This is a genomic window from Enterococcus sp. S86.2 (assembly GCF_059834485.2).
Window position 1 is genome coordinate 1,802,024 of sequence record NZ_CM206813.1, and the last position, 23,831, is coordinate 1,825,854.

Annotated in this window: 22 protein-coding genes and 1 tRNA gene; 9 read left to right on the forward strand and 14 right to left on the reverse strand. The window is 36.1% G+C overall.

Features of this window, described 5'->3' with window-relative positions:
* Nucleotides 1-133: 133 nt before the first annotated feature.
* From asnB to AC6R0T_RS08430, 5 genes are all read right to left on the reverse strand, one after another.
* Nucleotides 134-2,029 (reverse strand): asparagine synthase (glutamine-hydrolyzing), encoded by a 1,896-nt coding sequence (gene asnB / locus AC6R0T_RS08410; RefSeq protein WP_282462566.1) that lies wholly within the window; start codon nt 2,027-2,029, stop codon nt 134-136.
* Between the two features lie 204 nt (nt 2,030-2,233).
* Nucleotides 2,234-2,710 carry a pyridoxamine 5'-phosphate oxidase family protein gene (locus AC6R0T_RS08415; protein WP_303754751.1) on the reverse strand — a complete coding sequence of 159 codons (477 nt, stop codon included), beginning with the start codon at nt 2,708-2,710 and terminating at the stop codon, nt 2,234-2,236.
* Nucleotides 2,711-2,890: 180 nt separating this feature from the next.
* A complete protein-coding gene (locus AC6R0T_RS08420; protein ID WP_206904617.1) occupies nt 2,891-3,379 on the reverse strand; it encodes a hypothetical protein in 489 nt (162 codons plus the stop codon).
* A gap of 436 nt (nt 3,380-3,815) precedes the next feature.
* A tRNA-Ser gene (locus tag AC6R0T_RS08425) sits at nt 3,816-3,903 on the reverse strand.
* A 183-nt stretch (nt 3,904-4,086) separates the two neighbouring features.
* Nucleotides 4,087-4,665 carry a TetR/AcrR family transcriptional regulator gene (locus tag AC6R0T_RS08430; protein ID WP_206904619.1) on the reverse strand — a complete coding sequence of 193 codons (579 nt, stop codon included), beginning with the start codon at nt 4,663-4,665 and terminating at the stop codon, nt 4,087-4,089.
* A 406-nt stretch (nt 4,666-5,071) separates the two neighbouring features.
* Between AC6R0T_RS08430 and AC6R0T_RS08435 the strand changes: the two genes are divergently transcribed.
* Both AC6R0T_RS08435 and AC6R0T_RS08440 read left to right on the forward strand, forming a co-directional pair.
* Complete coding sequence (locus AC6R0T_RS08435; protein WP_206904622.1) at nt 5,072-5,827, forward strand: threonine/serine exporter family protein; 756 nt, start codon at nt 5,072-5,074, stop codon at nt 5,825-5,827.
* Nucleotides 5,824-6,273 carry a threonine/serine exporter family protein gene (locus tag AC6R0T_RS08440; protein ID WP_230709036.1) on the forward strand — a complete coding sequence of 150 codons (450 nt, stop codon included), beginning with the start codon at nt 5,824-5,826 and terminating at the stop codon, nt 6,271-6,273. Before AC6R0T_RS08435 ends, AC6R0T_RS08440 begins: the two co-directional genes overlap by 4 nt.
* A gap of 116 nt (nt 6,274-6,389) precedes the next feature.
* Here AC6R0T_RS08440 and AC6R0T_RS08445 read toward each other — a convergent pair whose 3' ends face one another.
* Together AC6R0T_RS08445 and AC6R0T_RS08450 are read right to left on the reverse strand one after the other, a co-directional pair.
* Complete coding sequence (locus AC6R0T_RS08445; protein WP_303754750.1) at nt 6,390-6,821, reverse strand: universal stress protein; 432 nt, start codon at nt 6,819-6,821, stop codon at nt 6,390-6,392.
* 14 nt (nt 6,822-6,835) lie between these two features.
* Nucleotides 6,836-8,194 (reverse strand): Nramp family divalent metal transporter, encoded by a 1,359-nt coding sequence (locus AC6R0T_RS08450; RefSeq protein ID WP_230709041.1) that lies wholly within the window; start codon nt 8,192-8,194, stop codon nt 6,836-6,838.
* A 305-nt stretch (nt 8,195-8,499) separates the two neighbouring features.
* Between AC6R0T_RS08450 and AC6R0T_RS08455 the strand changes: the two genes are divergently transcribed.
* Both AC6R0T_RS08455 and AC6R0T_RS08460 read left to right on the forward strand, forming a co-directional pair.
* Nucleotides 8,500-9,096 (forward strand): TVP38/TMEM64 family protein, encoded by a 597-nt coding sequence (locus AC6R0T_RS08455; protein ID WP_206904635.1) that lies wholly within the window; start codon nt 8,500-8,502, stop codon nt 9,094-9,096.
* Nucleotides 9,097-9,220: 124 nt separating this feature from the next.
* Nucleotides 9,221-11,023 (forward strand): glycerophosphodiester phosphodiesterase, encoded by a 1,803-nt coding sequence (locus AC6R0T_RS08460; RefSeq protein WP_303754749.1) that lies wholly within the window; start codon nt 9,221-9,223, stop codon nt 11,021-11,023.
* A 204-nt stretch (nt 11,024-11,227) separates the two neighbouring features.
* Here AC6R0T_RS08460 and AC6R0T_RS08465 read toward each other — a convergent pair whose 3' ends face one another.
* Entirely contained in the window at nt 11,228-11,434 is a 207-nt protein-coding gene (locus AC6R0T_RS08465) for a hypothetical protein (protein WP_206904641.1), read from the reverse strand.
* Nucleotides 11,435-11,937: 503 nt separating this feature from the next.
* Between AC6R0T_RS08465 and AC6R0T_RS08470 the strand changes: the two genes are divergently transcribed.
* Entirely contained in the window at nt 11,938-12,609 is a 672-nt protein-coding gene (locus AC6R0T_RS08470; RefSeq protein ID WP_206904644.1) for an MIP/aquaporin family protein, read from the forward strand.
* A gap of 294 nt (nt 12,610-12,903) precedes the next feature.
* Nucleotides 12,904-13,173, forward strand: coding sequence for a hypothetical protein (locus AC6R0T_RS08475; protein ID WP_016171648.1), 270 nt, complete (start codon nt 12,904-12,906; stop codon nt 13,171-13,173).
* 146 nt (nt 13,174-13,319) lie between these two features.
* Here the strand turns inward: AC6R0T_RS08475 and AC6R0T_RS08480 are convergent, their stop codons facing one another.
* Nucleotides 13,320-13,697 (reverse strand): YxeA family protein, encoded by a 378-nt coding sequence (locus AC6R0T_RS08480; RefSeq protein ID WP_206904646.1) that lies wholly within the window; start codon nt 13,695-13,697, stop codon nt 13,320-13,322.
* A 470-nt stretch (nt 13,698-14,167) separates the two neighbouring features.
* Here AC6R0T_RS08480 and AC6R0T_RS08485 point away from each other — a divergent pair, with 470 nt between their 5' ends.
* Nucleotides 14,168-14,425, forward strand: a complete 258-nt coding sequence (locus AC6R0T_RS08485) for a heavy metal-binding domain-containing protein (RefSeq protein ID WP_206904649.1) — start codon at nt 14,168-14,170, stop codon at nt 14,423-14,425.
* 81 nt (nt 14,426-14,506) lie between these two features.
* Here AC6R0T_RS08485 and AC6R0T_RS08490 read toward each other — a convergent pair whose 3' ends face one another.
* Together AC6R0T_RS08490 and gdhA are read right to left on the reverse strand one after the other, a co-directional pair.
* Nucleotides 14,507-15,853 (reverse strand): glucose-6-phosphate isomerase, encoded by a 1,347-nt coding sequence (locus AC6R0T_RS08490; protein ID WP_303754744.1) that lies wholly within the window; start codon nt 15,851-15,853, stop codon nt 14,507-14,509.
* A gap of 117 nt (nt 15,854-15,970) precedes the next feature.
* Complete coding sequence (gdhA, locus tag AC6R0T_RS08495) at nt 15,971-17,320, reverse strand: NADP-specific glutamate dehydrogenase (protein WP_230709048.1); 1,350 nt, start codon at nt 17,318-17,320, stop codon at nt 15,971-15,973.
* 124 nt (nt 17,321-17,444) lie between these two features.
* On the opposite strand from gdhA, the gene AC6R0T_RS08500 reads away from it, so the two are divergent.
* A complete protein-coding gene (locus AC6R0T_RS08500) occupies nt 17,445-18,707 on the forward strand; it encodes a BaiN/RdsA family NAD(P)/FAD-dependent oxidoreductase (protein ID WP_206904657.1) in 1,263 nt (420 codons plus the stop codon).
* A 258-nt stretch (nt 18,708-18,965) separates the two neighbouring features.
* Here AC6R0T_RS08500 and ybaK read toward each other — a convergent pair whose 3' ends face one another.
* Genes ybaK through AC6R0T_RS08515 form a run of 3 tightly spaced genes read right to left on the reverse strand, consistent with a single transcriptional unit; the run spans nt 18,966 to nt 21,436 of the window.
* Nucleotides 18,966-19,451: a Cys-tRNA(Pro) deacylase gene (gene ybaK / locus AC6R0T_RS08505; RefSeq protein WP_303754742.1), complete on the reverse strand. Its 486-nt coding sequence runs from the start codon at nt 19,449-19,451 to the stop codon at nt 18,966-18,968.
* Nucleotides 19,452-19,457: 6 nt separating this feature from the next.
* Nucleotides 19,458-20,213 carry a type I 3-dehydroquinate dehydratase gene (gene aroD / locus AC6R0T_RS08510; RefSeq protein ID WP_206904673.1) on the reverse strand — a complete coding sequence of 252 codons (756 nt, stop codon included), beginning with the start codon at nt 20,211-20,213 and terminating at the stop codon, nt 19,458-19,460.
* 53 nt (nt 20,214-20,266) lie between these two features.
* A complete protein-coding gene (locus AC6R0T_RS08515) occupies nt 20,267-21,436 on the reverse strand; it encodes a class I SAM-dependent rRNA methyltransferase (protein ID WP_303754739.1) in 1,170 nt (389 codons plus the stop codon).
* A gap of 209 nt (nt 21,437-21,645) precedes the next feature.
* On the opposite strand from AC6R0T_RS08515, the gene AC6R0T_RS08520 reads away from it, so the two are divergent.
* Nucleotides 21,646-23,757 carry an LTA synthase family protein gene (locus tag AC6R0T_RS08520; protein ID WP_303754737.1) on the forward strand — a complete coding sequence of 704 codons (2,112 nt, stop codon included), beginning with the start codon at nt 21,646-21,648 and terminating at the stop codon, nt 23,755-23,757.
* The last annotated feature ends 74 nt before the right edge of the window (nt 23,758-23,831 follow it).

The following is a 23,831-nucleotide window of genomic DNA, read 5'->3' on the forward strand; positions in this document are numbered from 1 at the left end:
AGCCATAAGTCATAAGCAAAAATTTGCAAATCTGTCAGATAAAAAAACCAAACGCTTGACCTTTCAAGTGGCAACGCCTAAAAGTTGGACTTTTAGACGCGCCTTTTGAAAAGTTTTACGTTTGGTTTTTTCATTATAGTGTTTCGTAAGTAATTGCTTTTGCGGTAGGAATTTCTTCATCGATAAAGTAAACTTTATACCAAGTTAGGAAAGTAAAGATTGTCCAAATTTTACGTTGTACTTCGGCTTTACCTTCGTGATGATCGTCTAATAATTTCATGATTTTTGTTTGATCAAAGAATTGTTTAGCAAAATCAGCCGTAAACAACGCTTTAACTTCTTCATAACCATGATCTTCTTTTAACCAAGCTTTAATTGGCACAGGAAAACCTAATTTTTCCCGATTTGCCCATTCTTCTGGCAAGTGACGATTAGCTGCTTGGCGGAAAGCATCCTTAGTATTGTTTTGATTCATTACATATTTTGCAGGAATGCGTTGTGCTAATTTCATCACTTCGATATCCAACAGTGGCACTCGTAATTCAAGGGAGCTGGCCATAGAAAGTTTGTCTGCCTTTAATAAAATATCTTTTGGCATCCATTGGTGGACATCCACGTATTGCATTTTATTAACTTCACTTTCAATTCCTTTTGTTTGATCAAAGTGAGGATTCATAATTTCTTTGACAGAAGGCGCATTTTGAAATTCTGGCTGCAAGTAGCTAGCCGCTTCTTGTTCTTCAAAAACTTTAGCATGGCCAATAAAGAAATCGCGTGCTGGTGCGGTTGCTTCATACAAATGAATGCGACCATGGAAATTACTCATTTTCCCAAACTTGCGACCAATAGAATAGCGCATCCCTTTTGGTAATTTTTTTAATCCTTGGGCAAAAACGCGTACCATTTTAGAATTGGTATGGAAACCATATGTTTGGTAACCGGCAAATAATTCATCTGCTCCTTCCCCTGATTGTACTACCCGAACAGATTGTGAAGCTAGGTTCGCCAAGAAATAAAGGGGTACACAAGATGGGTTGGAATCTGGTTCATCTAGATGATATTGAATTAATGGAAATGCCTTAAAGGACATATCGCCATCAATAACAGCTGCTGTATTGTTTAAGTCCAACATTTTGGTTAACTTGCGTGCTTCAATCGCTTCGTTATAGGTCTTGTCATCAAACCCAATCGAAAAGGAATGATCCGGACGTAAAACCGAAGTCACATAACTTGAGTCAACCCCACTCGATAAAAAGGCTCCCACTTCAACATCGGCAATCCGGTGAGCAGCAATTGAAGCTTCAACTGTCTTATCAATTTCTTCTACCCATTCTTCTTTTGAATGGTCATCTTTTTTCGTAAAGTCAGCATCCCAATATTCTTTAATTGTTAGTTTACCGTCTTTATACGTATAATAATGTCCTTCTGGTAAACGGTAAACATTTTTAAAGAATGTTTCACCGTTTAATGGTGAATATTGGAAAGTCATATAAGGTTTTAAAGCGGCTGTATTTAGTTCTTTGTTGAAATCTGGATGAGGTAAAAAGCTCTTGATTTCTGAACCAAACATAAACGTACCATTCATTTCAGCATAATAATACGGTTTAATCCCAAAATGATCGCGGGCACCAAATAATTCTTGTTTTTCAATATCCCAAATGGCAAAAGCGAACATTCCCCGTACTTTTTGTAAAAGTTCAGCACCCCATTCTTCGTAACCATGCAATAATACTTCTGTATCTGCATGCGTAGAAAAAACGTGTCCAGCGGCAATTAATTGTTCTCTCAAAGGTTGAAAATTGTAAATTTCACCATTAAAGATAATAACCTTGCTACGATCTTCATTATAAATAGGCTGTGAGCCGCCCTCTAAGTCAATAATTGACAACCGACGAAATCCCAACGCTACATTTTTATCTGTATATTTACCAGAACTATTAGGACCACGGTGGACGATGCGATCCATCATATCTTCAATAATTTCTTGTTTTTGATCCTTGCTATTCACAAAGCCGACAATGCCACACATATTTTCACGTCCTATTATTAAAATTTCATTTTCTACAAACCAGGACTTATCATAACATAAAATTAATAATCCTACGACTGAATTTACCAAATGCCCTTTTATCCAAAAAAGTTTTTTACTTTCTCTTAATATTTTATAAAAAATTAGCCCGCCGTCTTAAAAGCAGCATGTATTTTCTACTAACTTTATTGCTTTTTTCCACACTTATGGCGTGTGGACTTTTGCAGTCAAGCTATTGACTTTAATTGCAATCACCGCTGTGGCATTTAGCGCTTTGGTAGGGATTACCACTTCTTTTTTTGGGTCATAATGCGTGACAATTTTTTGTAACGCCGCTCTCTTTTTCTTTTCATCGGTTAAAATCAATGCCTCCCCGGTCCCAATTATGCTTTGGTAGGCATAAGAATAGGATTGTCTTTTTTTATCTATGAGCAGTTGCTGCCCACAGTCCATTTCAAAACCAATCTTATTATTTTTAGCCAGCAACGCCAATTTTAGCCCTGTCTTTGCACCATGAATAAAAAGCGTCAAATCATTTTCTCCTGACCATTCATAACCAAAATTAACGGGCACAATATAAGGGTAGTCTGCTTGCGTCATTGCCAAACGTAAAACCAAACATTGGGCCACTATTTGCTTTATTGTTGCTACTTCTGTAACTTCGCGATCTTTTCTACGCATAATTGCCTCCTGTTTTCTTTCTATTATATAGATATCTAACACTTTTAGTGAAATAAAAAAAGACCAAAATGAGTTTGGTTAAAGTTTTATTTTACCGCCATGCACGAAAAAATGTGTGCGGTATAAAAACTATCACTTCTCATTTAAGTCTTTCATTTCAAATTCACTTCATTTACCACTTCAAATCTCTGCAGCAACAGGTTTTAATTCAAAAATAAATTTGAAATCTCGTTGTTGTATATCACCACTGTATGTCAAATCGTATTCGTGGGCTAAGACGTTAACCGTCTGCCCACCCAAACGAATCACTGCATTTCCCACCAAAGCCAAACTGGTGTACATCTCTTTAGCTATGCCGTGAGCATCATTGTTACGTTTGGCTAACTTCATCAACAGCTCGGCACTATTGCAGTCATCTCCAGATTGCAACACAGAAGTAATCATTTTAGATGCTTTAATAAATGGAAATAATGGCACAACACTAATTAACAACATAAATGCAAGTTTTCCTTTCACCACAATTCTCTCTTCATTTCCTGTAATGGCGTCTTTAAGCTGTTTAAAATCTGAATACTCTGCTTGCGATAGCGGAACATTGGCAAAAGCATTAAAATATCGCAAATCTTCTTTCGTCAAATCCGTTTCTATCTGATTTTCTTTGTGATTCATTTTAATCCCTCCTTAATTATTTCATCCCATTTTTTCTATTTTTATTTTAACACTTTTTTAATCAATCGCAAATAAATTACCAACAACCTTATTTCAAAAAAAGTAAAAATAAAAAAATCGTAAAAAAATTTTACATAAAACAACGAAAAAAAGGAGCAAATAGCGCTCTAATTCCTCATCACAAATAATTAAATAAAAAACAAGCTGCTACACTAAAACTATAATTCCCATCTGATTTGTTATTTTGAAAAACGGTACTAAAAAGCAAGCATATCACAAACACTTTTGGCAAAGCATTTGTTTTAATAAACCACCCTAACACGTTCAAATAAAAGGTTGCAAAAGATTATAGTCAGTAAAAAAACTATATAAACATATCTTACGACAAAAAACGCTAGGCAAAAGTCAAAATAACTTTTGCCTAGCGTAATCTTTAAGGAGAGTACGGGATTTGAACCCGTGCACCGGTGTAAACCGGCTCGCTGGATTTCGAGTCCAGTGCATTACCGCTCTGCCAACTCTCCATGGGCTACTTCTTTTATTTTCGTCAAAATTGAAAAAAAGTCAATTAAGATGTACCTCATAAAAAAACGCGAATTAACTGTCATGGACTACTCCTTTTAAAAACAGCCTGCCTTTGAAAGAAAAAGTATTATGAACTGCTAAGACGCGTCTTTCTTTTATAAGCGTGATTTTTCACTAGTAAACTAGCCTTCCCCATTAAAAATTTTTTCTGGGGCCTCCATTTTCAAAATACCATCAACAGCAGATTGAATTAATTCACCAATTTGTTCTTGAGAAGGGTGAATAATACCAGAAGACATCAAAGAAGCAATTCCTGTCACTGTGATCCAAGTCCCATCATGAAGTGCTTTGATGTACTCGTCAGACAAGTCAGCATATTCTGGACAATTTGCCACCATATTTTTGAAGTATTCATATGAAAACTCGTGCATCATTTTGCCACCGCCATATTCATCAACAAATAAGGCAACATACAAATTACGATTTTCTTGAGCAAAATTAATGTAATTCAAACCCAAGTCAACAATTTGATTTCCTGTATGCTTAATCGGAAAGACATTTTCTTGTAAATCCCGCATAACTGTTTCAACCAAAGTGTTTTTAAGATCTTGCATATTTTTAAACTCTAAATAAATCGGCTGGGTTGAAATCCCCATTTTTTTGGCAATGTTACGGGCTGTAAACTTACTGAAGCCATCTTTTGAAATAACTTCATAAGCGGCTTTCAATATTTGATCTTTTGTATAAACCTTACGACGCATAGAAAGTCACCTCTCCTTTATAATAACATTTATCATTCATAAGTTTATTGTAAACAAAAATAGAATTTTTGGGAAATGATATACCTCAAAAATAGTTATCTATCTTAAAGAAAAAAATTCGTACGATAACGAGAGATACCAAATTAACCAACAGTTCACAATAAATTTATGACATAAAATATCTTAAAAAGATAATAAGACATTTCACAAACTATTACAACCGTTATTTTTATTAAATCTATATTAATTTATTTTAAGCTAAAACAAAAATTTCTCAATTTTCTGATATTTCTTTATCAGTGTTTTTGAATAAAACGGCAAAAAAACTTTTCACCTAATAAAAATTAAAAGCAATTCAAACAACGAAATGATAGAATAGAAGCAACTTTACAAATGAGGTAAACAAATGAAAGAAGAACTTGTTTTAAGTACCTGTCTTATGGCGGGTAAAATTATGATGGAGAATGGTTCAGAAGTATATCGTGTAGAAGATACGATGAATCGAATCGCAGAAAACGCTGGGATTTCTAACACTGTTAGTTATGTTACGGCAACTGGCCTATTTATGAGTATACGTAATTCTTCTTTTTCTCAATTAGAAGAGGTACATGAACGTTCCATCAACTTAGAAAAAATTGTCGCCGTCAATCATCTTTCCCGCGAATTTGCAGCTAAAAAAATTACTTTAAACGAGTTAAATGCACGACTAAAACGTGTGAACTGTGATACACCGAGTTTTTCTTTACTTTGGCAAGTGCTGGCAGCGGGTTTTGTTAGTTGTACTTTAATGTATATCTTTGGCGGGACATGGCAAGATTTTATCCCGACGTTTTTTATTGGCTGTCTTGGATTTATCGCAGGAATTTATGTAAAAAAATGGTTACAAATGCGTTTTTTAGATATGTTTGTTGCAGCTTTTGTGATTGGTGCGTTGGCTATTTCATGTGTAAAGCTGGGATTAGCCAGCAATGTTGACCACATTATAATCGGAGCGGTAATGCCTTTAGTCCCTGGTGTGGCTATCACGAACTCATTTCGTGACATTTTATCAGGGGATCTGCTAAGCGGAGTTGCTCGGGGGATTGAAGCTTTATTTATTGCGGCTGCTATTGGTGTTGGAATTGCGACCACGCTGCTTTTATTTGGAGGTGGTATCGCATGATCTTATATGGCATTCATTTTTTCTTTAGTTTTATCAGTACTGTAGCTTTTGGTATTATCACTAATATCCCCAAACGTTCCTTATTAGCAACAGGCTTAACCGGTGCCATCGGCTGGATGGTGTATTGGTTATTACGACAAAACGCGCAAGGATTAGGCTTTTCTAACTTTGTCGCTGCCATTGCGATTGGCTGTTTCAGCATCTTTTTTTCACGGCGTCTTAAAATGCCGATGATTATTTTCAACATCCCCAGTTTGGTGCCGCTAGTTCCAGGCGGTCCTGCTTATCAAGCCATTCGTGAATTGGTGTTAGGTGATTCTGCCAAATCGTTAGATAATCTAAAAATTGTCATTATGACTGCCGGTGCGATTGCCGCAGGCTTTATGATAACATCACTCGTTGAGACACTGGTGTTTAAATTTAATCCTCCTATCAAAAAAAGATGAGACAAAAGTTAGTTTACTTTTGTCTCACCTTTTTTATTACGGCTATACCAGCAGACGTGGGCCATTTTATTACAAATAAATGGCGTTTTAATCGTGGTTTTTATCACAACTTTATTTTAGCGAATAATTAAAACTGAACAACTTGCTCCTTTTGCGAGTAAAGCAGCTTGACTTCCTAAAACTAGCGGGGCATGATTTGGTTTACTTTTGGAACCGCAAATTAGTAAGTCTGGTTTTACCGCGGGTAAAACTTTATCTAAAATAACTGTTGCCGGTGTCCCTTCATCGACCACAACCGTTGCCTCTTTTACTCCTTTGCTTAATGCTTGTTTACGATAGTTTTCCGCTATTGCAATTGTATCTTGCTTATGCAGCGCAATTGTTTCAGGCGTTAGATACTCGTACACATTCAAGCGATTAATTTCGAAAATAGTTGTAATCGTCAAAGAGGCTTGATGCTCCATTGCGTATGTTAACGCATATTCAAAAGCTTTTTTTGAATCATTCGAATCATCTACTGCTACTAAAATACACTTAAAAGTATTCATTACTCCTCACCTTTCTACCCATTTGCACCTGTTAATGTGCTGTAGATTAAAAACAGATTTAAAACGGTCAAAACAATAGCGATCACCCAAGCTAAAATTTTCATCCATGTTGGGTTAGCAAATCGACCCATGATTTTTTTATCACTCGTATAAATTGTTAATGGAATAATTGAAATCGGTAAGGCAATACTCAAAAAGACTTGCGTATAAAGTAGCAAATCTTCAACTGCAGATTCTCTACCACCATATAAAATGACACAAATAATAACGGGCACAATTGCTAACAAACGTGTTACTACTCGACGCATCCACAATGGCATCTTCAAATTAATGAAACCTTCCATCACAATTTGCCCTGAAAGTGTTCCGGTAATAGTAGAATTTTGACCAGAAGCAAGTAACGCAACAGCAAAGAGCGTACTTAAAAGTGGACTTGCGATATTTCCTACGATACTTGGATCTTTTAAAGCATCATATAAATCAACAAATTTTCCTAAATCACTGTTTGTCCCATAAAATAATGCTCCACCTAATACTAATAATAAGCAGTTGACTACAAAAGCTACAGTCAGCTGAATGTTGGAATCCCAAGTGGTAAATTTAATTGCTCTGGCTTTTTCTTCCTCATCGTTGCGGTCAAATTTACGGGCTTGTGAAATAGAGGAGTGCAAATATAAGTTGTGGGGCATAACAGTTGCGCCGACAATCCCCAATGCCAATAAAAGCATCGATTTATCGGTGGCAATTTTGGGATCTGGAATAAAACCACGTAACACTTCACCGAGCTGCGGTTGTGCTAACGCAACTTCATAGGCAAAAACCATGAAAATAACTGCGATTAAAACTGCAACAATCGCTTCAATCTTTCGAAAACCTAGTTTCGTCAATAATAGCAATAATAAAACATCCAATGTAGTAATTAAAACCCCTACGATTAAAGGTAGACCAAATAATAACTGTAATGCCACCGCACCACCAATTACTTCGGCGATATCCGTTGCCATAATCGCTAATTCAGTAATAATCCATAAAACAAACCCGGTCTTTTTCGATGTGTGTTCCCGTGTTGCTTGGGCTAAGTCGCGTCCGGTAACAATTCCTAATTTTGCTGCCATACTTTGTAACAGCATCGCAATCAAACTCGATAATAAAATGACACTTAACAAAGCATATTTGTATTCTGCACCACCAGCAATTGAAGTAATCCAATTACCAGGATCCATGTAGCCTACAGCTACTAAAGCACCCGGCCCACTATAAGCGAGCAGTGTGCGAAAGAAACTAGCGTTTTTAGGGACCTCAACTGTATTATTGATTTCCTCTAAGCTTGGTCCATTTGCGTATTCAATTAATTTTTCTTTTTTATGACTCATCTCATCACTCTTTTCTATGCAACTCAATTATTTTTTAGGTTAACCGAAACTTTTGACAAACTGAGTGTACACCTATTTTTTTTAGCTGTAAACTAGAAACACATTTAAAAAGCAACAAATAATCTTTAATTTTTATAAATCAGCCTTCAGTAGGATAGCTTTTCTTATTAAAAGCTCTTATAATACAATTGGTTCAAACTTATTAGCCAACTTACAAATTTGTTTGTTCTTTGTCAGTCAAAACACAGGGCAAATAAAAAAATTCCTTGTATAATATTAGTATATCAAACAAAGGAGATGAGACCATGAGTATCGCTCTTTCTCGCAAAATTATTAATACGATTTCTGTTATAGGCATTTTAGTTTCAATTGCCTTAACGATATATTTTATCAATTTAGGTGTCTTTAAAGATATCAACGCTCTAAGAGGATTAGTCGGTGACTCGATTATCTTAGGTCCGATCATCTTCATTCTCTTACAAATTTTACAAGTTGTCATTCCGATTATCCCCGGCGGTATTTCTAGTGCCGCAGGCGTGTTGATCTTTGGACCTTTTGCTGGTTTTGTTTACAATTATGTGGGCATTTGTATCGGTTCAATCATTATTTTCCTTTTAGGACGCCGTTACGGGAAACCATTTATTTTAAGCATGATCAGTGACAAGACTTATAATAAATATATTGGCTGGTTAGATAATCAAAGCCGCTTTGAAAAATTGTTTGCCCTAGCCATTTTCTTACCTGTTGCGCCTGATGATGCCCTTTGTTTAATGGCCGGCCTTACCAATATCTCAGTTAAAAAATACGTTTGGATTATTTTATTAGCAAAACCACTATCTATTTTCTTATACAGCATGGCTTTAATTTATGGCGGTTCATTTTTGACTGGACTGCTTGGCTAGAAATAAAAATGCCCCACTTAGCTTAACTCTGAGTGGGGCATTTTTATCTGCAATTTAACTTTTACCCGCTCTATTTTCTTTGTTGAAAGTTGTTTTTCCGCTACAATAGAGATAGGTGATGAAGATGAAGTATTTAAAAGAATCAGTAAAAAATACCTGGGACTTTTTAGTCAAAACAAATGTTTACTTTCGTGATGTCTTATTAATGCATGGCTTCATTTTATTTGTTGTCATTCCCCTTTTAAGCAGCTCAACCAAATTCATTTTAAAACGCGGTGCGATTCATTATTTATCCTATGATAATTTAGGTGAAATTGCGACACAACACCCAGCAGTTACTTTTTTATTAGTGGTCATCTTGCTGCTGATTTTATTGTTGGTTTTCTTTGAGTTTACCTTTTTACTTTTAAGTGTGTACTTCATTGAGAAAAAGCAACCCGTTTCGTTGAAACAGCTGGTACGGATGACGATGATTCAGTTAAAAAAATTGCGGCCTAGCGTTTTTATCTTTTTTCTTTTTTACTTTTTACTAATTTTACCCATCGGTGGTTTGAGCTTTAATTCTGATTTATTAGCACGCATTAAAATTCCTGCTTTTATTATGGATTTTATTTTTACCAACCGTTTGTTAATTATCTCAGGTTTTGTTTTAGGCTATCTTGTTCTTATTTATATCGGTATTCGTTTAATCTTTGCTTTACCAGAGATGATTTTACGTGATCGTCCCTTTAGAGATGCCTTTAAGGAAAGTTTTTTGATTACAAAACGGCGCTTTTTTGCCATTATTGGTCGTTTTTTATTTATTGGTGGTGCAATTTTACTAATAACCGGGCTTAGCTTTACCATTGTGGTAGGAGCACAAGCCTTGATTGAAGAATTTTTCCCCGACTATGCGTTAATTAGTGCAGTTTTTGCAATGACGTTGCTCCAATTTTTTTTACTTGTCAATTTGGTTTTATCAACGGTTGGAATTTTTTATATTATTATCGATTTTATGAACGACGAAGGCTTCTTGCCAGAAATCCCTAAATGGTTTTATCAAGAATCGCTACCTAATCCGCACCTTGAAGGAATTAAAAATGCCTTACTCATTTTAATTGCAGTCTTTTTTGGAGTTGGTGTTAGCTTGTACAACATGGATTATCTCAATCAAGAAATTACGAAAATTCCACTTACAATTTCCCATCGTGGCGTAGATGATGGCAATGGTGTTCAAAATAGCTTGGCTTCTTTACAAAAAACCAGTCAAAGCCAACATCCTGATTATGTCGAGATGGACGTCCAAATGACAAGTGACCATCAATTTGTTGTTATCCATGACTTTAATTTGAAAAATTTAGGGGGTGTCAATCAAGCACCGGAAAAAATGACCCTTGCTGAAATTCAAAAAGTGACTCTAAAAGAAAATGGTCAAACTGCGAAAATCCCTACTTTTGATTCTTATCTGGCGGAAGCAAAACGCCTGAACCAAAAATTATTAGTCGAAATTAAGACGCAACAAAAAGATACTGCGCCGATCGTTCAATTTTTTTTGAAAAAATATCAAAATGAAATTGTTTCAAACCATCATATGCTGCAAAGTCTATCTTTTTCAATTGTTGAATCCTTGAAAACACAGGTACCTCAACTTACTGTTGGCTATATTTTACCTTTTAACGTGGTAGGACCACCAATTACAAAAGCAGATTTCCTAACGATGGAATATTCGACGATTAATCATAATTTCATTTCCTCTGCTAAAGAAGATGGCAAGAAGGTTTTTGTCTGGACGCCAAATAGTAGTGAGGATATGAGTCGGATGATTTTTTACGAAGTAGATGGCATTATTACTGATCAAATGGCTACGTTAAATCAAACTATTAAAGATGCACAAACTAAAGTCACTTATTCTGATAAGCTATTAAACTTTGTTATCGGAGTTGGTTAAGTAAATAAGCTCAAAAGCCGTTTTGAAAAGTTCTATCTTAACCGTACAGATTGCTTTTAAAGCAAAAAAAGGCAGCTGCGCCAAAAGTCAAACTAACTTTGGCGCAGCTGCCTTTTTAATTATGAAATACAGCAGTCATACTGTACTCAATTTTTAAAATGACAATTCCTGTTTTCCTAGTCGTGACTAGAAAGTTGTCATTTATTAGGCTACAACCGCAATATCTCGGATATCTTCATAACGTACCAACAAGCGATTTTGCGCTTCAATCACTTTAGGTCGATCACAACGCTCACATTCTGTAACTGAAATCAAGACTGTATTCGTATATGTATGTTCGACAAAGCCTGCGACTTCGCTCGTTAATCCGACTGGTTTGCATAAGTATGTTTTCCCAACTTCTACTTCCATTAATAACACCTCCTTCACTTAATTTCAGGTATATCATAACAGAAAAAATTAAATTTGAAAACGCTTTTTGTTTATTTTTTTAATTTTTCTCACTCTTTTGTTTCCGATATAGACCAAAATTATTTTTTTATCAATTTCACTTCTAATATAATTTATTCTCTTTTTTTACTTCATAATAAAAGGCTCAAAATAAAGCTACTTATCCAGATGTTAATTTTTCTCAAGCTGTCTTCCAACTTCATTTCCCACTTTCAATCAAAACCAATACCAATTTATAAATGAAACAATATTAATAGAGATTATAGTAAAAGAAGAATGTTTTTTTCAAAAATTAAATTAGAAAACACTTTTAAAAAAAATAACTATCACTATAAATAAAAACAACACGAAATTTATTTCTTTTAATTTGAACACATCTTCTCTTTTTTGTATATAGGGCCTATCTTTTTACAGCCGCCCACTTTATTACTATAATTAACTTTATAGAAAGGAGATGAAAAAATATGGCTTTATTCAGAAAATGCTTTGGTGAATTTATGGGCACTTTCATGTTGGTTTTTGTCGGAACCGCCACTGTTGTTGTTGGTAAAACAGATCCACTTGCGATTGGTTTAGCATTTGGGTTGACGATTACTATTATGGATTTAGCAGTCGGTCACGGTGCGTTGTCAAATGGCTTGTTTAATCCTGCTGTTACCATTGCAATGGCAATTAACAAACGGGTTTCTTGGAAAGATTCAATCTTTTTTATCATTAGTCAATTTGTTGGTGCTATCGTCGCTTCATTCTTTGTCGGTATCTTTGGCAAAGCGTTGAAGGTTCCTGCTGGTTCTTACGGTCAAACAGACTTTAGTGAAATTAGCGCAGGTATGGCATTTGGTGTCGAAACACTAATTACCTTCTTATTTATTTTTGTTATTATTATGGCTACTAGTAAAAAATATGGTAGTGGTGCGTTAGCATCTTTTGCCATCGGTCTTGTCTTGGCACTGTTAATTATTGTTGCCTTAAACTTAACGGGGGGATCTCTAAATCCTGCTCGTAGTTTTGGTCCGGCAATTTTTGCTGGTGGTACTGCTTTAAGTCACTACTGGGTATACTTATGTGCACCGGTTGTCGGTGGCGTATTAGCGGCATTAGTCACACAATTTTTAGGTAGCGAAGAAGAAGCTTAATCTTCCTGCTAAATAAAATACTAAACAGTTCCCATTGGGAGCTGTTTTTTTAATAGTATTATCGCTATCTTTTTTAAAACTGCAAGAAAAAATTTAACACTTTTTAGCCGAAATGAAGGTTCAGAATTAGTTTTTAGCTGCTAATTTTAGCTTGATTTTAGTTTGTTCATTATTAATTTTACATGATACATGTAAGATATTTTTTACTTGAATTTTTTCTTTGAACTTCTTTCATGCAGGATTGTGCAAAAACCTTTATAATGATGAAAGAACATTTTAGATGAGGTGAAAAAAATGGAAGAATTCGAAGGGCTGCTAGTAAAAACTGTCCTTTTACAAGAACAACCTATGCGCCTATCCTTAATCAAATTGGCTAAAGATGGTGAAATTACCGAAGGAATTATTAAAGATCGCTATCTTTCTAACTATATTTTTCGATTACCTAATAATAAATACACACTAAAAGTCACTGGCAAACGCAACCAACGCAATCAACTGGTTATTAAACATATGCAAATAAAAAATGTCGATGACTACATTAAAGTTATTGGCACGCCAGAATAATTTGAAACGCCCTTTATAAACGTAAAGCTCCCAAGCCTAACATTGCGGCTTTGGGAGCTTTTTTTATTCGTATGATTTAAAACTTCACAAGGATTAAAGTATCCTGTTAGTTAGTATCTACTCGATATTGGCTACTTTATTGAGCATCACTCAATCACAGCCAAGGCTGCTTGCGGAATATCGGTTTTTTTGACTTCTTCATAAGTCTTGACAAAAGCCCCTTTATTTTCCAATTTCAAATAGTGACCCTTTTTTAATTCTGAGATTCCTGAAAATTCAATTGTGCGTTTATTACCTTTTTCATCAGCAGCCACTTGACGATAACGAGCCGTTCCGTATCCATTTACTTCTTCAGGCTGCGTAGTCTTCACATAGACATTCCCCTCTTTAACAAAAGGATTCACACGATCAACTATTTGAGCAAACTCCCCAGAAGCATCATCTGAAAATACTACCGCGCCCCCAATTAACACACCTAAAATTACGGATACGCCTACCACACCTTTGATTAATCGTTTTAACATATATTTGCAACTCCTTTAATTGTTTTTCTTGATGTATTTATCATAACGGGTTACAAGTAGAGAAGTATCGTACTTTAGACTTAGTTTTCCTAACACAATTGTCACCTCTGGGATAACTTTGTAAGATTTAAGGAGGAATTAAGTTTTTTTAGCGATCTTTAGTTTATTCTTTTAGTGGGCGAGTTTTGGTACTTTATTCAAAGGTAACTTGCGACGATAAGTTGTCTTTTTTTGAGAGGCAGATTTTATTCCTGTCGTCCACGTTATTTGCTTTTGGCATCACGATTTATTAACATCAAAAGCTGCCGCTAGAATCAAATGCATTCAAGATGACAACCTAAAGAGCTGATCGATAAAATATAAAACACGGTTTGTAAATCAAATGATATTTTTTTCATCTATTTTAGCTACTGATACTTTTTCTTTAATCTGTTACACTAGTCAAAAACTTATGTTTGGAGCGATTTAGAATGATTACATCTACCCTTTCGTATTATCCCGGTAAAAAAGTAGTTAAAGATTTGGGCATTGTATACGGTTTTGACGATAAACTACGTCCAGTTCGAGCTGTTGCCGCTGTCTCAACATATCTAGATCAAGCGCTAAAAGATATTGAAAAAAGTGCTGAGATACTGGGAGCAAATGCTGTTTTAGGAATAAGCTTTGCGCTAACCGATAAAGCATTACCAACCGTAATGGGTACAGCAGTTGTTTTAGAAGACGCGTAGTTACTCGTTAATTGCTCAAAAGCTCGTAACCAGACAAAAAAAGACGACTGCATTTTAGCAGCCGTCTTTTTTGTCTTCTGATTATAGACGTTCGTTCAATTCTTTTGATAATTCTTCAAAGCCAGGTTTTCCAAGGAGTGCGAACATGTTTTTCTTGTAAGCTTCTACTCCTGGTTGGTCAAATGGATTAACACCATTTAAGTAACCTGAAATACCAACAGCGATTTCAAAGAAGTACATTAAATAGCCTAATGTGTATGCATCCATTTCTGGAATTTTTACTAATAAGTTTGGCACATCACCATCTGTATGGGCTAATAAAACACCTTCAAAGGCTTTTGTATTCACAAAGTCAACTTCTTTACCTTGCAAGTAGCCTAATCCGTCTAAATCTTCTTTTGTTACGGGGATTTTCACTGATTTACGTGGTTTTTCAACTTTAACTACCGTTTCAAAAATATTGCGGCGTCCTTCTTGAATGTATTGCCCTAATGAGTGTAGATCAGTTGAGAAATTAGCACTAGAAGGATAAATACCTTTTTGGTCTTTCCCTTCAGATTCTCCGAATAACTGTTTCCACCATTCAGAGAAATATTGCATACCTGGTTCGTAGTTAATTAGTAATTCAGTGACTTTACCTTTACGGTACAAAATATTACGCATAGCGGCATATTGATAAGCTTCGTTTTCTTCTAATTTATCCGAAGCATAATCGTTAGACGCATCTGCTGCACCTTGCATTAAAGCGTCGATGTCGGCGCCACTAGCAGCAATTGGTAATAAGCCCACCGCAGTTAAAACAGAAAAACGTCCGCCAACATCATCTGGAATTACAAAAGATTCCCAGCCTTCCGCATCAGCTTCAACTTTAACCGCACCTTTTTCTTTATCTGTTGTAGCGTAAATACGTTTGTTTGCTTCGTCTTGACCGTATTTATTAATTAATAATTCTTTGAAAACACGAAATGCAATAGCTGGTTCTGTTGTCGTCCCAGATTTTGAGATAACGTTAACTGAGAAATCACGATCGCCAATAACTTCAATTAAATCAGCCAAGTAAGTTGAAGAAATTGAATTGCCGGCAAAGAAAATTTGTGGAGCTGACTTGTCATTTGCATTCATGTAGTTGTAAAATGAGTGATTTAGAAAATCAATGGCAGCACGAGCACCTAGGTATGAACCACCAATCCCAATAACGACTAATACTTCTGAATCAGATTTGATTTTTTCTGCCGCTTTTTTAATGCGAGCAAATTCTTCTTTGTCATATTCTGTTGGCAAGTTAACCCAACCGATGAAATCACTTCCAGCACCAGTGCCGTTACGCAATGCTTCATGGGCTGCAGTGACTTGACTTTGCATGTAGCCTAATTCATGTTCATTCACAAATGGTGCTACTTTTGAATAGTCAAATTTAATATGTGACATTTAAGCTCCTCCTTGAAATGGATAAATTTAATACATGTATTACTTTACGTTTTTTATGCTTTTTTTTCAAGTAACTTACTGTAAGAAAAGCGCAACAAACCAACCTGTTTGCCAGCTTTAGACAAGTCCTTGTGCTAACATTGCTTTTGCTACTTTAGCAAAACCGGCAATATTGGCTCCCATCATTAAATTATCCTTCTTACCGTAACGTTCCGCCGTATCCCGACAATTTTGATAGATATTTAGCATAATCGCATCCAACTGGCGATCAACTTCTTCTTTACTCCATTGTTGTCGTTGTGAATTTTGCGCCATTTCTAACGCTGAAACGGCTACCCCGCCAGCGTTAGCTGCTTTGCCTGGGCAATAGAAAATATTTTGTTCAATAAAATATTCCGCAGCTTCCATCGTACATGGCATATTGGCACCTTCTGCGACTACCTTCACGCCATTATCAGCCATTAATTTTGCTTTTTTAATATCAATTTCATTTTGCGTAGCACATGGTAGGGCAATATCTGCTTTAACTTCACTATCCCAGACTGATTCTCCGTCAAAATATTGCGCATTCGAACGATTTTTAACATAAGCTGTTAAACGTTCCCGCTGAACTTCTTTGACCTCTTTTAATAAGTCTAAGTCAATGCCTTCTGGATCATAAACATAGCCACTAGAATCAGAGACAGTCACGGCTTTTGCACCAAGTTCCATTAGCTTTTCAATCGCATAAATCGCTACATTTCCGCTCCCTGAAACAATAACTGTTTTATCTTTAAAGCTGTCTTTTTTATCTTCTAATAAATGTTTGACATAATAAACGACACCATAACCGGTTGCTTCAGTCCGCCCCTTACTTCCCCAAAATTCCAAGGGTTTTCCAGTTAAAACCCCAGCATCGTATTGCTTTAAGCGTTTATATTGGCCAAACAAGTAACCAATCTCTCTAGCGCCAACACCAATATCTCCAGCTGGAACATCTGTATCTGGGCCAACGTGTTTGGCAAGTTCCGTCATGAAACTTTGACAAAAACGCATGATCTCATTATCAGATTTACCTTTAGGATCAAAATCAGCACCTCCTTTACCACCACCGATTGGCAAATCTGTCAAACTATTTTTAAAAATTTGTTCGAAAGCTAAAAATTTTAAAATACTTAAATTCACACTTGGATGAAAACGCAAGCCACCTTTATATGGTCCCAACGCCGAGTTGAATTGAATCCTGTAACCACGGTTTACTTGCCAATTTCCGTTGTCGTCTTGCCACGGTACACGAAATTGGATTACGCGTTCTGGCAACGTAATCAATTGTAGCAAATTATTTTTTTGATACTCATCATGTTCTGCTAAAAAAGGCTCAATGGTCGAGAAAAATTCATCTACAGCTTGTAAAAATTCTGTTTGATCACGATCTTTTTCGTGAAGACTTTGTTGGACTTGTTGAATATACTCTTTTGCGTTTGTCATAATTTCCCTCCAAGTAAAATATTTGTCACGTTTTTATTTTACCAAAAAACGTCCTTATCGTCAGAATTATTTGATAATAGAACAATCTTAAAAACTATGCTACACTTTTGCCAGAGGTGAAATCATGGAAAAAAATTACGATGTAATTGTGATCGGAGCAGGGCCGGCTGGCATGATGGCTGCCATTAGTGCAGCTGAAAATGATGCAGAAGTTTTATTAGTAGAAAAAAACAAACGCCTGGGTAAAAAAATGCTCTTAACCGGCGGCGGTCGCTGTAATGTGACGAATAATCGCCCCGTTGATGATTTAATTACCCACATTCCGGGTAACGGAAAATTTTTATATAGTACCTTTGCACAATGGAACAATACTGATATTATGGAATTTTTTAGCAGTCGCAATGTAGCGCTAAAAGAAGAAGATCACGGACGGGTATTTCCTGTTACCGACCGCGCTAAAACAATTGTCGATGCCTTATATGAAGAGTTAAAACGCCTTCACGTTACCGTTTTAACTAATACTAGCGTTACCAAGTTGGTTCATGATGACACACAAGTTTATGGGATTCGTTGTGATAAAGAAGAATTTAACGCACCTTGTATCATTATTACAACTGGCGGTAAAACCTATCCTGGAACTGGTTCTACCGGGGATGGTTATAAAATGGCCAAATCCTGCGGACATACGGTTACCCCTCTTTTTCCAACTGAGGCTCCTTTAATTTCAGATGCTGCATTTATTCAAAGCAAAACTTTGCAGGGTCTATCCTTACAAGACGTTAAATTAAGTGTTTTAGCGGGCAAAAAAATTGTAACGAGTCATACAATGGATTTACTTTTTACGCATTTTGGTCTCTCTGGTCCAGCTGCTCTTCGCTGTTCCTATGCAATAAATCAAGAACTGCGTAACGGTGCCCCACATGTTCCAGTCTGCTTGGATTGTTTTCCTAAACAAACCAATGCAGAGCTGTTAGCGGACTTATCTTTACGATTGGAAACGAAAAAGAGCTTAAAGAATGCCTTATCACAGTGGTTACCAGAACGCCTATTGCAATTTTTTCTTAATCAATTAGATTTAAATGATATGACTGCTGACAAAGTGACTGTAGACCAATTGGAAAAATTAGTCTTACTTGCCAAAAATTTTGAAATTCCCATTATTCGTACTTTTGCACTGGAACGTGCTTTTGTTACTGGTGGTGGCGTAAATTTAAAAGAGGTGATTCCAAAAACTTTAGCAAGTAAACTTTGCCAAGGACTATTTTTTGCCGGTGAAGTATTGGACGTCAATGGTTATACAGGTGGCTATAATATTACAACTGCTTTATGTACAGGCCATGTAGCTGGCAAAAATGCAGCAGAAGTTGCCAGCTGGCAAAAATATTAATCAGAAAAGTGCGTAAACTTCCCCTAACGCTAACATAAGCGCGAAATTTTTGGAGAGTTAAGGAAAAAAGAGGTCGTTTGCAAAACTAGACATAAACAACCTGCTGTCATTAGGTGATTTATTCATGTGAAAACTTCATACTTTTCTGATGGCTTACAAAAAAACACGATATCAGGTGTGTAAAAATCTCAAACTCAAGCTGTTAGATTTTTGCTCTAACTTTTTGAACTCGGATAAGTCTGATATCGTGTTATTTATCTATTCGATTAAATCAACAAGTTCTCCTTGTACTAACCCTTCTAAATCCCCCACAGCAATTTCTAGTTGCAAGCCACGCTTGCCTGCAGAAATTATTATAGTAGGAAATGTTTTTGCTGTTTGATCAATAAAAGTTGGAAACAACTTTTTCATGCCAATTGGCGAACAACCACCTCGAATATAGCCCGTTGTTTGTTCCAAGTCTTTTAAATGTAGCATTTCAACTTTTTTATTGCCACTGGCTTTAGCCAGTTTTTTTAAATCCAGCTCATGATTACCTGGAATTACTGCGACAATTACACCGGTCTTATTGCCGATGGCTACCAACGTCTTAAAAACTTGAGCGGGGTTTTGACCTAATTTTGTCGCTACCTCTGCTGCGCCTAAATGATTTTCACTCCAGTCATAAGAATACTCATGATAGGCAATCTTTTTTTGCTCCACCAAGCGAATAGCATTCGTTTTAACTACTTTCTTTTTTGCCACAACAACTCACTCCTCTAGTGACAAGGCCGCTAAAATTCGGGACATTTCTGTAATATCGATTTGCCCTGGTGCAGAACTTTCTTCTAATGCGGCAAATGTCATGACTGACCCCATCAACTCACCTGCAACCCGCGTAATTTTACCTAAATCCCCCATGGCAATTAAAATAAGCGGTACACTAGCTAAGCCCTGCATTTTTTGAGAAAGGCCCATAATTTGCAATACATCTTTTAAAGAATGAGGCATTACCGCAATTTTTCCAAAATCAGCATCAAACTGGCGCATTACGCCTAATTTCATGACTAATTCTCCATCAGCTGGCGTTTTGTCAAAATTATGGCTACTCAAAAGCAGTGCTGTTTTTTGTTTTTTTAACTGATTTAAAAAGCCTCGGCCTAAAAACTCAGCTCGCTCCAATTCCACATCAACAATATCAACCAAGCCGCTTTCGGCTACCGCAACATAAAGATTTTGGTATTCCCGTAACGATAAGTCAGCTTTTCCGCCTTCTTTTAATGTTCGGAAAGTAAATAGGAGAATTTTATCTTGTAACGCTGTTTTAAGATGAGATAAAACTTCTAATACAGCGCTTTGATTTGAAAAGTCTGTAAAATAATCCACACGCCATTCTACTACTTCACAAACTGAAGTTGCTGCCAATTGTGCTTGTGCTAAGAGTGTTTGACTATCTTTACCGGTAAGTGGCACACAAATTTTCGGCACGCCCTTACCAAAGGTTACATTTTTTAACGTAACTTGCATTTTTTTCGCCCCTTTTAACATTCATTTTCATTCTCAGCCGTAACTGAGGTCTGTTATTGTTTCACTTGATAAATTAAAACTTTCAAATAATTGCCCTCTAAAAATGTTTGGCTTATATGAAAATCAGCTGGCAAACGTTTTATGTCCAATAATTTGTAGTCAACCTTGGCAGTAACAAACTCTTTTTCAATCATCTGTTGGAATTTCTCTAAGGTAACATTAGCCGTATTGGCAGAGGCGATGATGATTCCTTCATCCGTCAAAATTGGCAGACTGTCAGCAATTAACTGACCGTAATTATTTTTTACTTTAAAAACCTGTTTTTTATTGCGGGCAAAACTTGGCGGATCTAAGACAATTACATCGTATTTCAACCCTTTTTTTAAAGCATAGGAAAAATAATTGAAAACGTCCATCACATGAATTTTTTGTGCTGCTAAGTCAAGTCCATTTACCTCAAATTGCTCCCTTGTTTTTGGCAAACTACGCTTGGCCAAATCAACGCTTGTTGTATGAAGTGCTCCCCCCATAGCTGCCGCGATTGAAAATGCTCCTGTATAACTAAACATATTTAAAACCGTTTTTCCAGCTGCTAGACCATCTACTAAAAGGCCCCGTACTTGTCGCTGATCTAAAAAGATTCCTGTCATTAACCCTTCGTTTAAATAGGTCGCAAAATTGACAGAGTTTTCTTTTACAATTAACGGTTCTGTTGCTTTTTTGCCATATACATGTTGCGATTCTGGCAGCTCACTGTGAAAGCGAATCTTCTCATAGGCGCCTAAAACTTCCGGATAAATTTCTTTAAAGGCAGCGACAATTTTATTTTTTTCTTCATATAAAGTATCGTTGTACCAAGAAAAAACAACATAATGGTCATACCACTCGATTGTAATCCCCCCTAGCCCATCACCTTCACCATTAAAAATGCGAAATGCCGTCGTTTTTTCGTCATTAAAAAATGCTTGGCGAATTGCCTTGGCTTTGGCAAATACCTGAGTATAAAACCTGTGATCAATGGCTTCTTCTTGCCAAGTTAGCGCCCAACCGATACCTTTATTTTGTTTACCAAGATACCCCTTGGCCAAAAAATTGCCTTTTTGATCCATAAAGTCCACCCAGCCGGATTTCATTTTTAGATCTGTGGCAATATCATCTGCTTGAATTAATGGATAGTGTTGGCGTAATTTTTTAACGCCGAATTTATTCATTTGAATTTTCATACTTTCACCTGCTCTTCTTTCAAAAAAAGTATAGCAAAAATAACAGCATTTGTCTGTGCTTTATGAAGTTAAAGAATTACTTAATTAATTGGCCTTATCACAATTTCAATTGACAGAAAAAAATCAGATTAGTAAAATGTAAACAGTGTATATTTTCATTTTTTCATTACAGCTTGCAAAAGCAGACTTGGAAAAGGAAGGATAAAACAGTGAAAAATATTAAAACTCCCGCTTTCTTAAATAAACGGCTGGGCTTCTTTACCTTATTAGCCGTTCTTTTTTGGGCCAAAAACATTTTTGCCTATTTTGTTGATTTTAACTTAGGCATTGAAAGTATGCGTCAATACTTCATCTTATTCATTAATCCAATCGCGACAACTTTATTCTTGTTGTCCATTGCATTATATGTCAGACGCACAAAAGCTTCTTATATAACTATGATGGTGATTTACTTTTTGATGTCGTTATTGCTTTTTGCTAACGTTTCATATTACCGTGAATTCACCGACTTTATCACAATTAATACCATGCTTGGAGCTGGTAAAGTTGCTAGCGGTTTAGGTGAAAGTGCCATTCGCTTGTTCCGCCCTTATGATTTACTTTACTTCGTTGATATCTTGGTACTTGTTGCCATGTTATTTACTAAAAAGATTAAGATGGATGATCGTCCCGTTCGCGCGCGGATGGCATTTGCTATCTCCACGTTATCTGTGATGATCTTCTCTGGTAACTTATTCTTAGCTGAAGTTGATCGCCCAGAATTATTAACGCGAACATTCTCTCGTGATTATTTGGTCAAATATTTAGGGATTAACGCTTTTACCGTTTATGACGGTGTTCAAACCTATCAAGCTTCTCAAGTTCGGGCCCAAGCAAGTGCCAATGACATGAAAGAAGCCCAAAGCTATGTCAAAAGTCATTATGCAGCACCAAATAGTGAATACTTTGGGATGGCCAAAGGCAAAAACGTTATTTACATTCATTTAGAAAGTACGCAACAATTTTTAATTGACTACAAATTAAAAGATGCTGAAGGTAAAGAACATGAAGTAATGCCATTTATCAACAGTTTATATCATAGCAAGAGTACTTTTAGCTTTGATAATTTCTTCCATCAAGTGAAGGCCGGAAAAACTTCGGACGCTGAAACATTAATGGACAACTCATTATTTGGTTTAAATCAAGGTGCTTTGATGACCCAATTAGGTGGAAAAAATACTTTCCAATCTGCGCCAAACATTCTAAATCAAACACTTGGATACTCCAGTGCCGTCTTTCATGGTAATGCCGGAACTTTCTGGAATCGAAATGAAACGTATAAACGTTGGGGCTATCAAAACTTCTTTGATGCTTCTTACTACGATGTAAATGACAGTAACTCATTCCAATACGGTTTACATGATAAGCCATTCTTTGAACAATCTGTTAAATACTTGGAACAATTGCAACAACCGTTTTATTCAAAATTTATTGCCGTTTCAAACCACTTCCCTTACTCACAATTTACAAATGATGAAGCAGGTTTCCCAATGGCAGATACAAACGATGAAACAATTAACGGCTACTTCGCTACAGCTAACTACTTGGATCGCGCAGTGGAAGAATTCTTCCATTACTTGAAAGCTAGTGGCTTATATGATAACTCTGTAATTGTTTTATACGGTGATCACTATGGTATTTCAACTTCACGGAATAAAAACTTAGCTGAACTATTAGGTAAAGATAAAGAAACATGGACAGGTTACGACGATGCTCAAATGCAACGGGTGCCTTATATGATTCATATCCCTGGTCAATCAAAAGGTGGCATTAACCATACTTATGGTGGTCAAGTTGATGCCTTACCAACCTTGTTACACTTATTGGGTGTGGATACCAAAGATTACATTCAACTAGGTCAAGACTTACTTTCAAAACAACACGAACAACTTGTAGCTTTCCGCGATGGTGATTTTGTTACTGACAAATACACTTATTACGGTGGAACGCTATACGATAACGCAACTGCTCAAGCGATTACTGCTCCAGATGAACAGTTGAAAACACAAGTTACAAAATGGAAAGATGAAGTTGGGAAACAATTAGCAACTTCTGATCAGATCAATAATGGCGATCTGTTACGTTTTTATACCGGTAGTAACTTAAAAGAATTAGATCCTGAAAAATTCAACTATAAAAATGCTTTGGATCAATTAGGCAAACAAGAAAGCAAATTAGGGAATAAATCAACTAGTGTCTATTCCGAACATGGGAATAAATCAACTCAAGATTTATACCAAACTAAGACCTACAAACAATACGAAGCAGAAGGTCATAAATAATTTATAAAAAGAAGTTTCGGTTTTTAACCGGAACTTCTTTTTTTTGCAAAAACAACTTCATACTTTATTCAAAC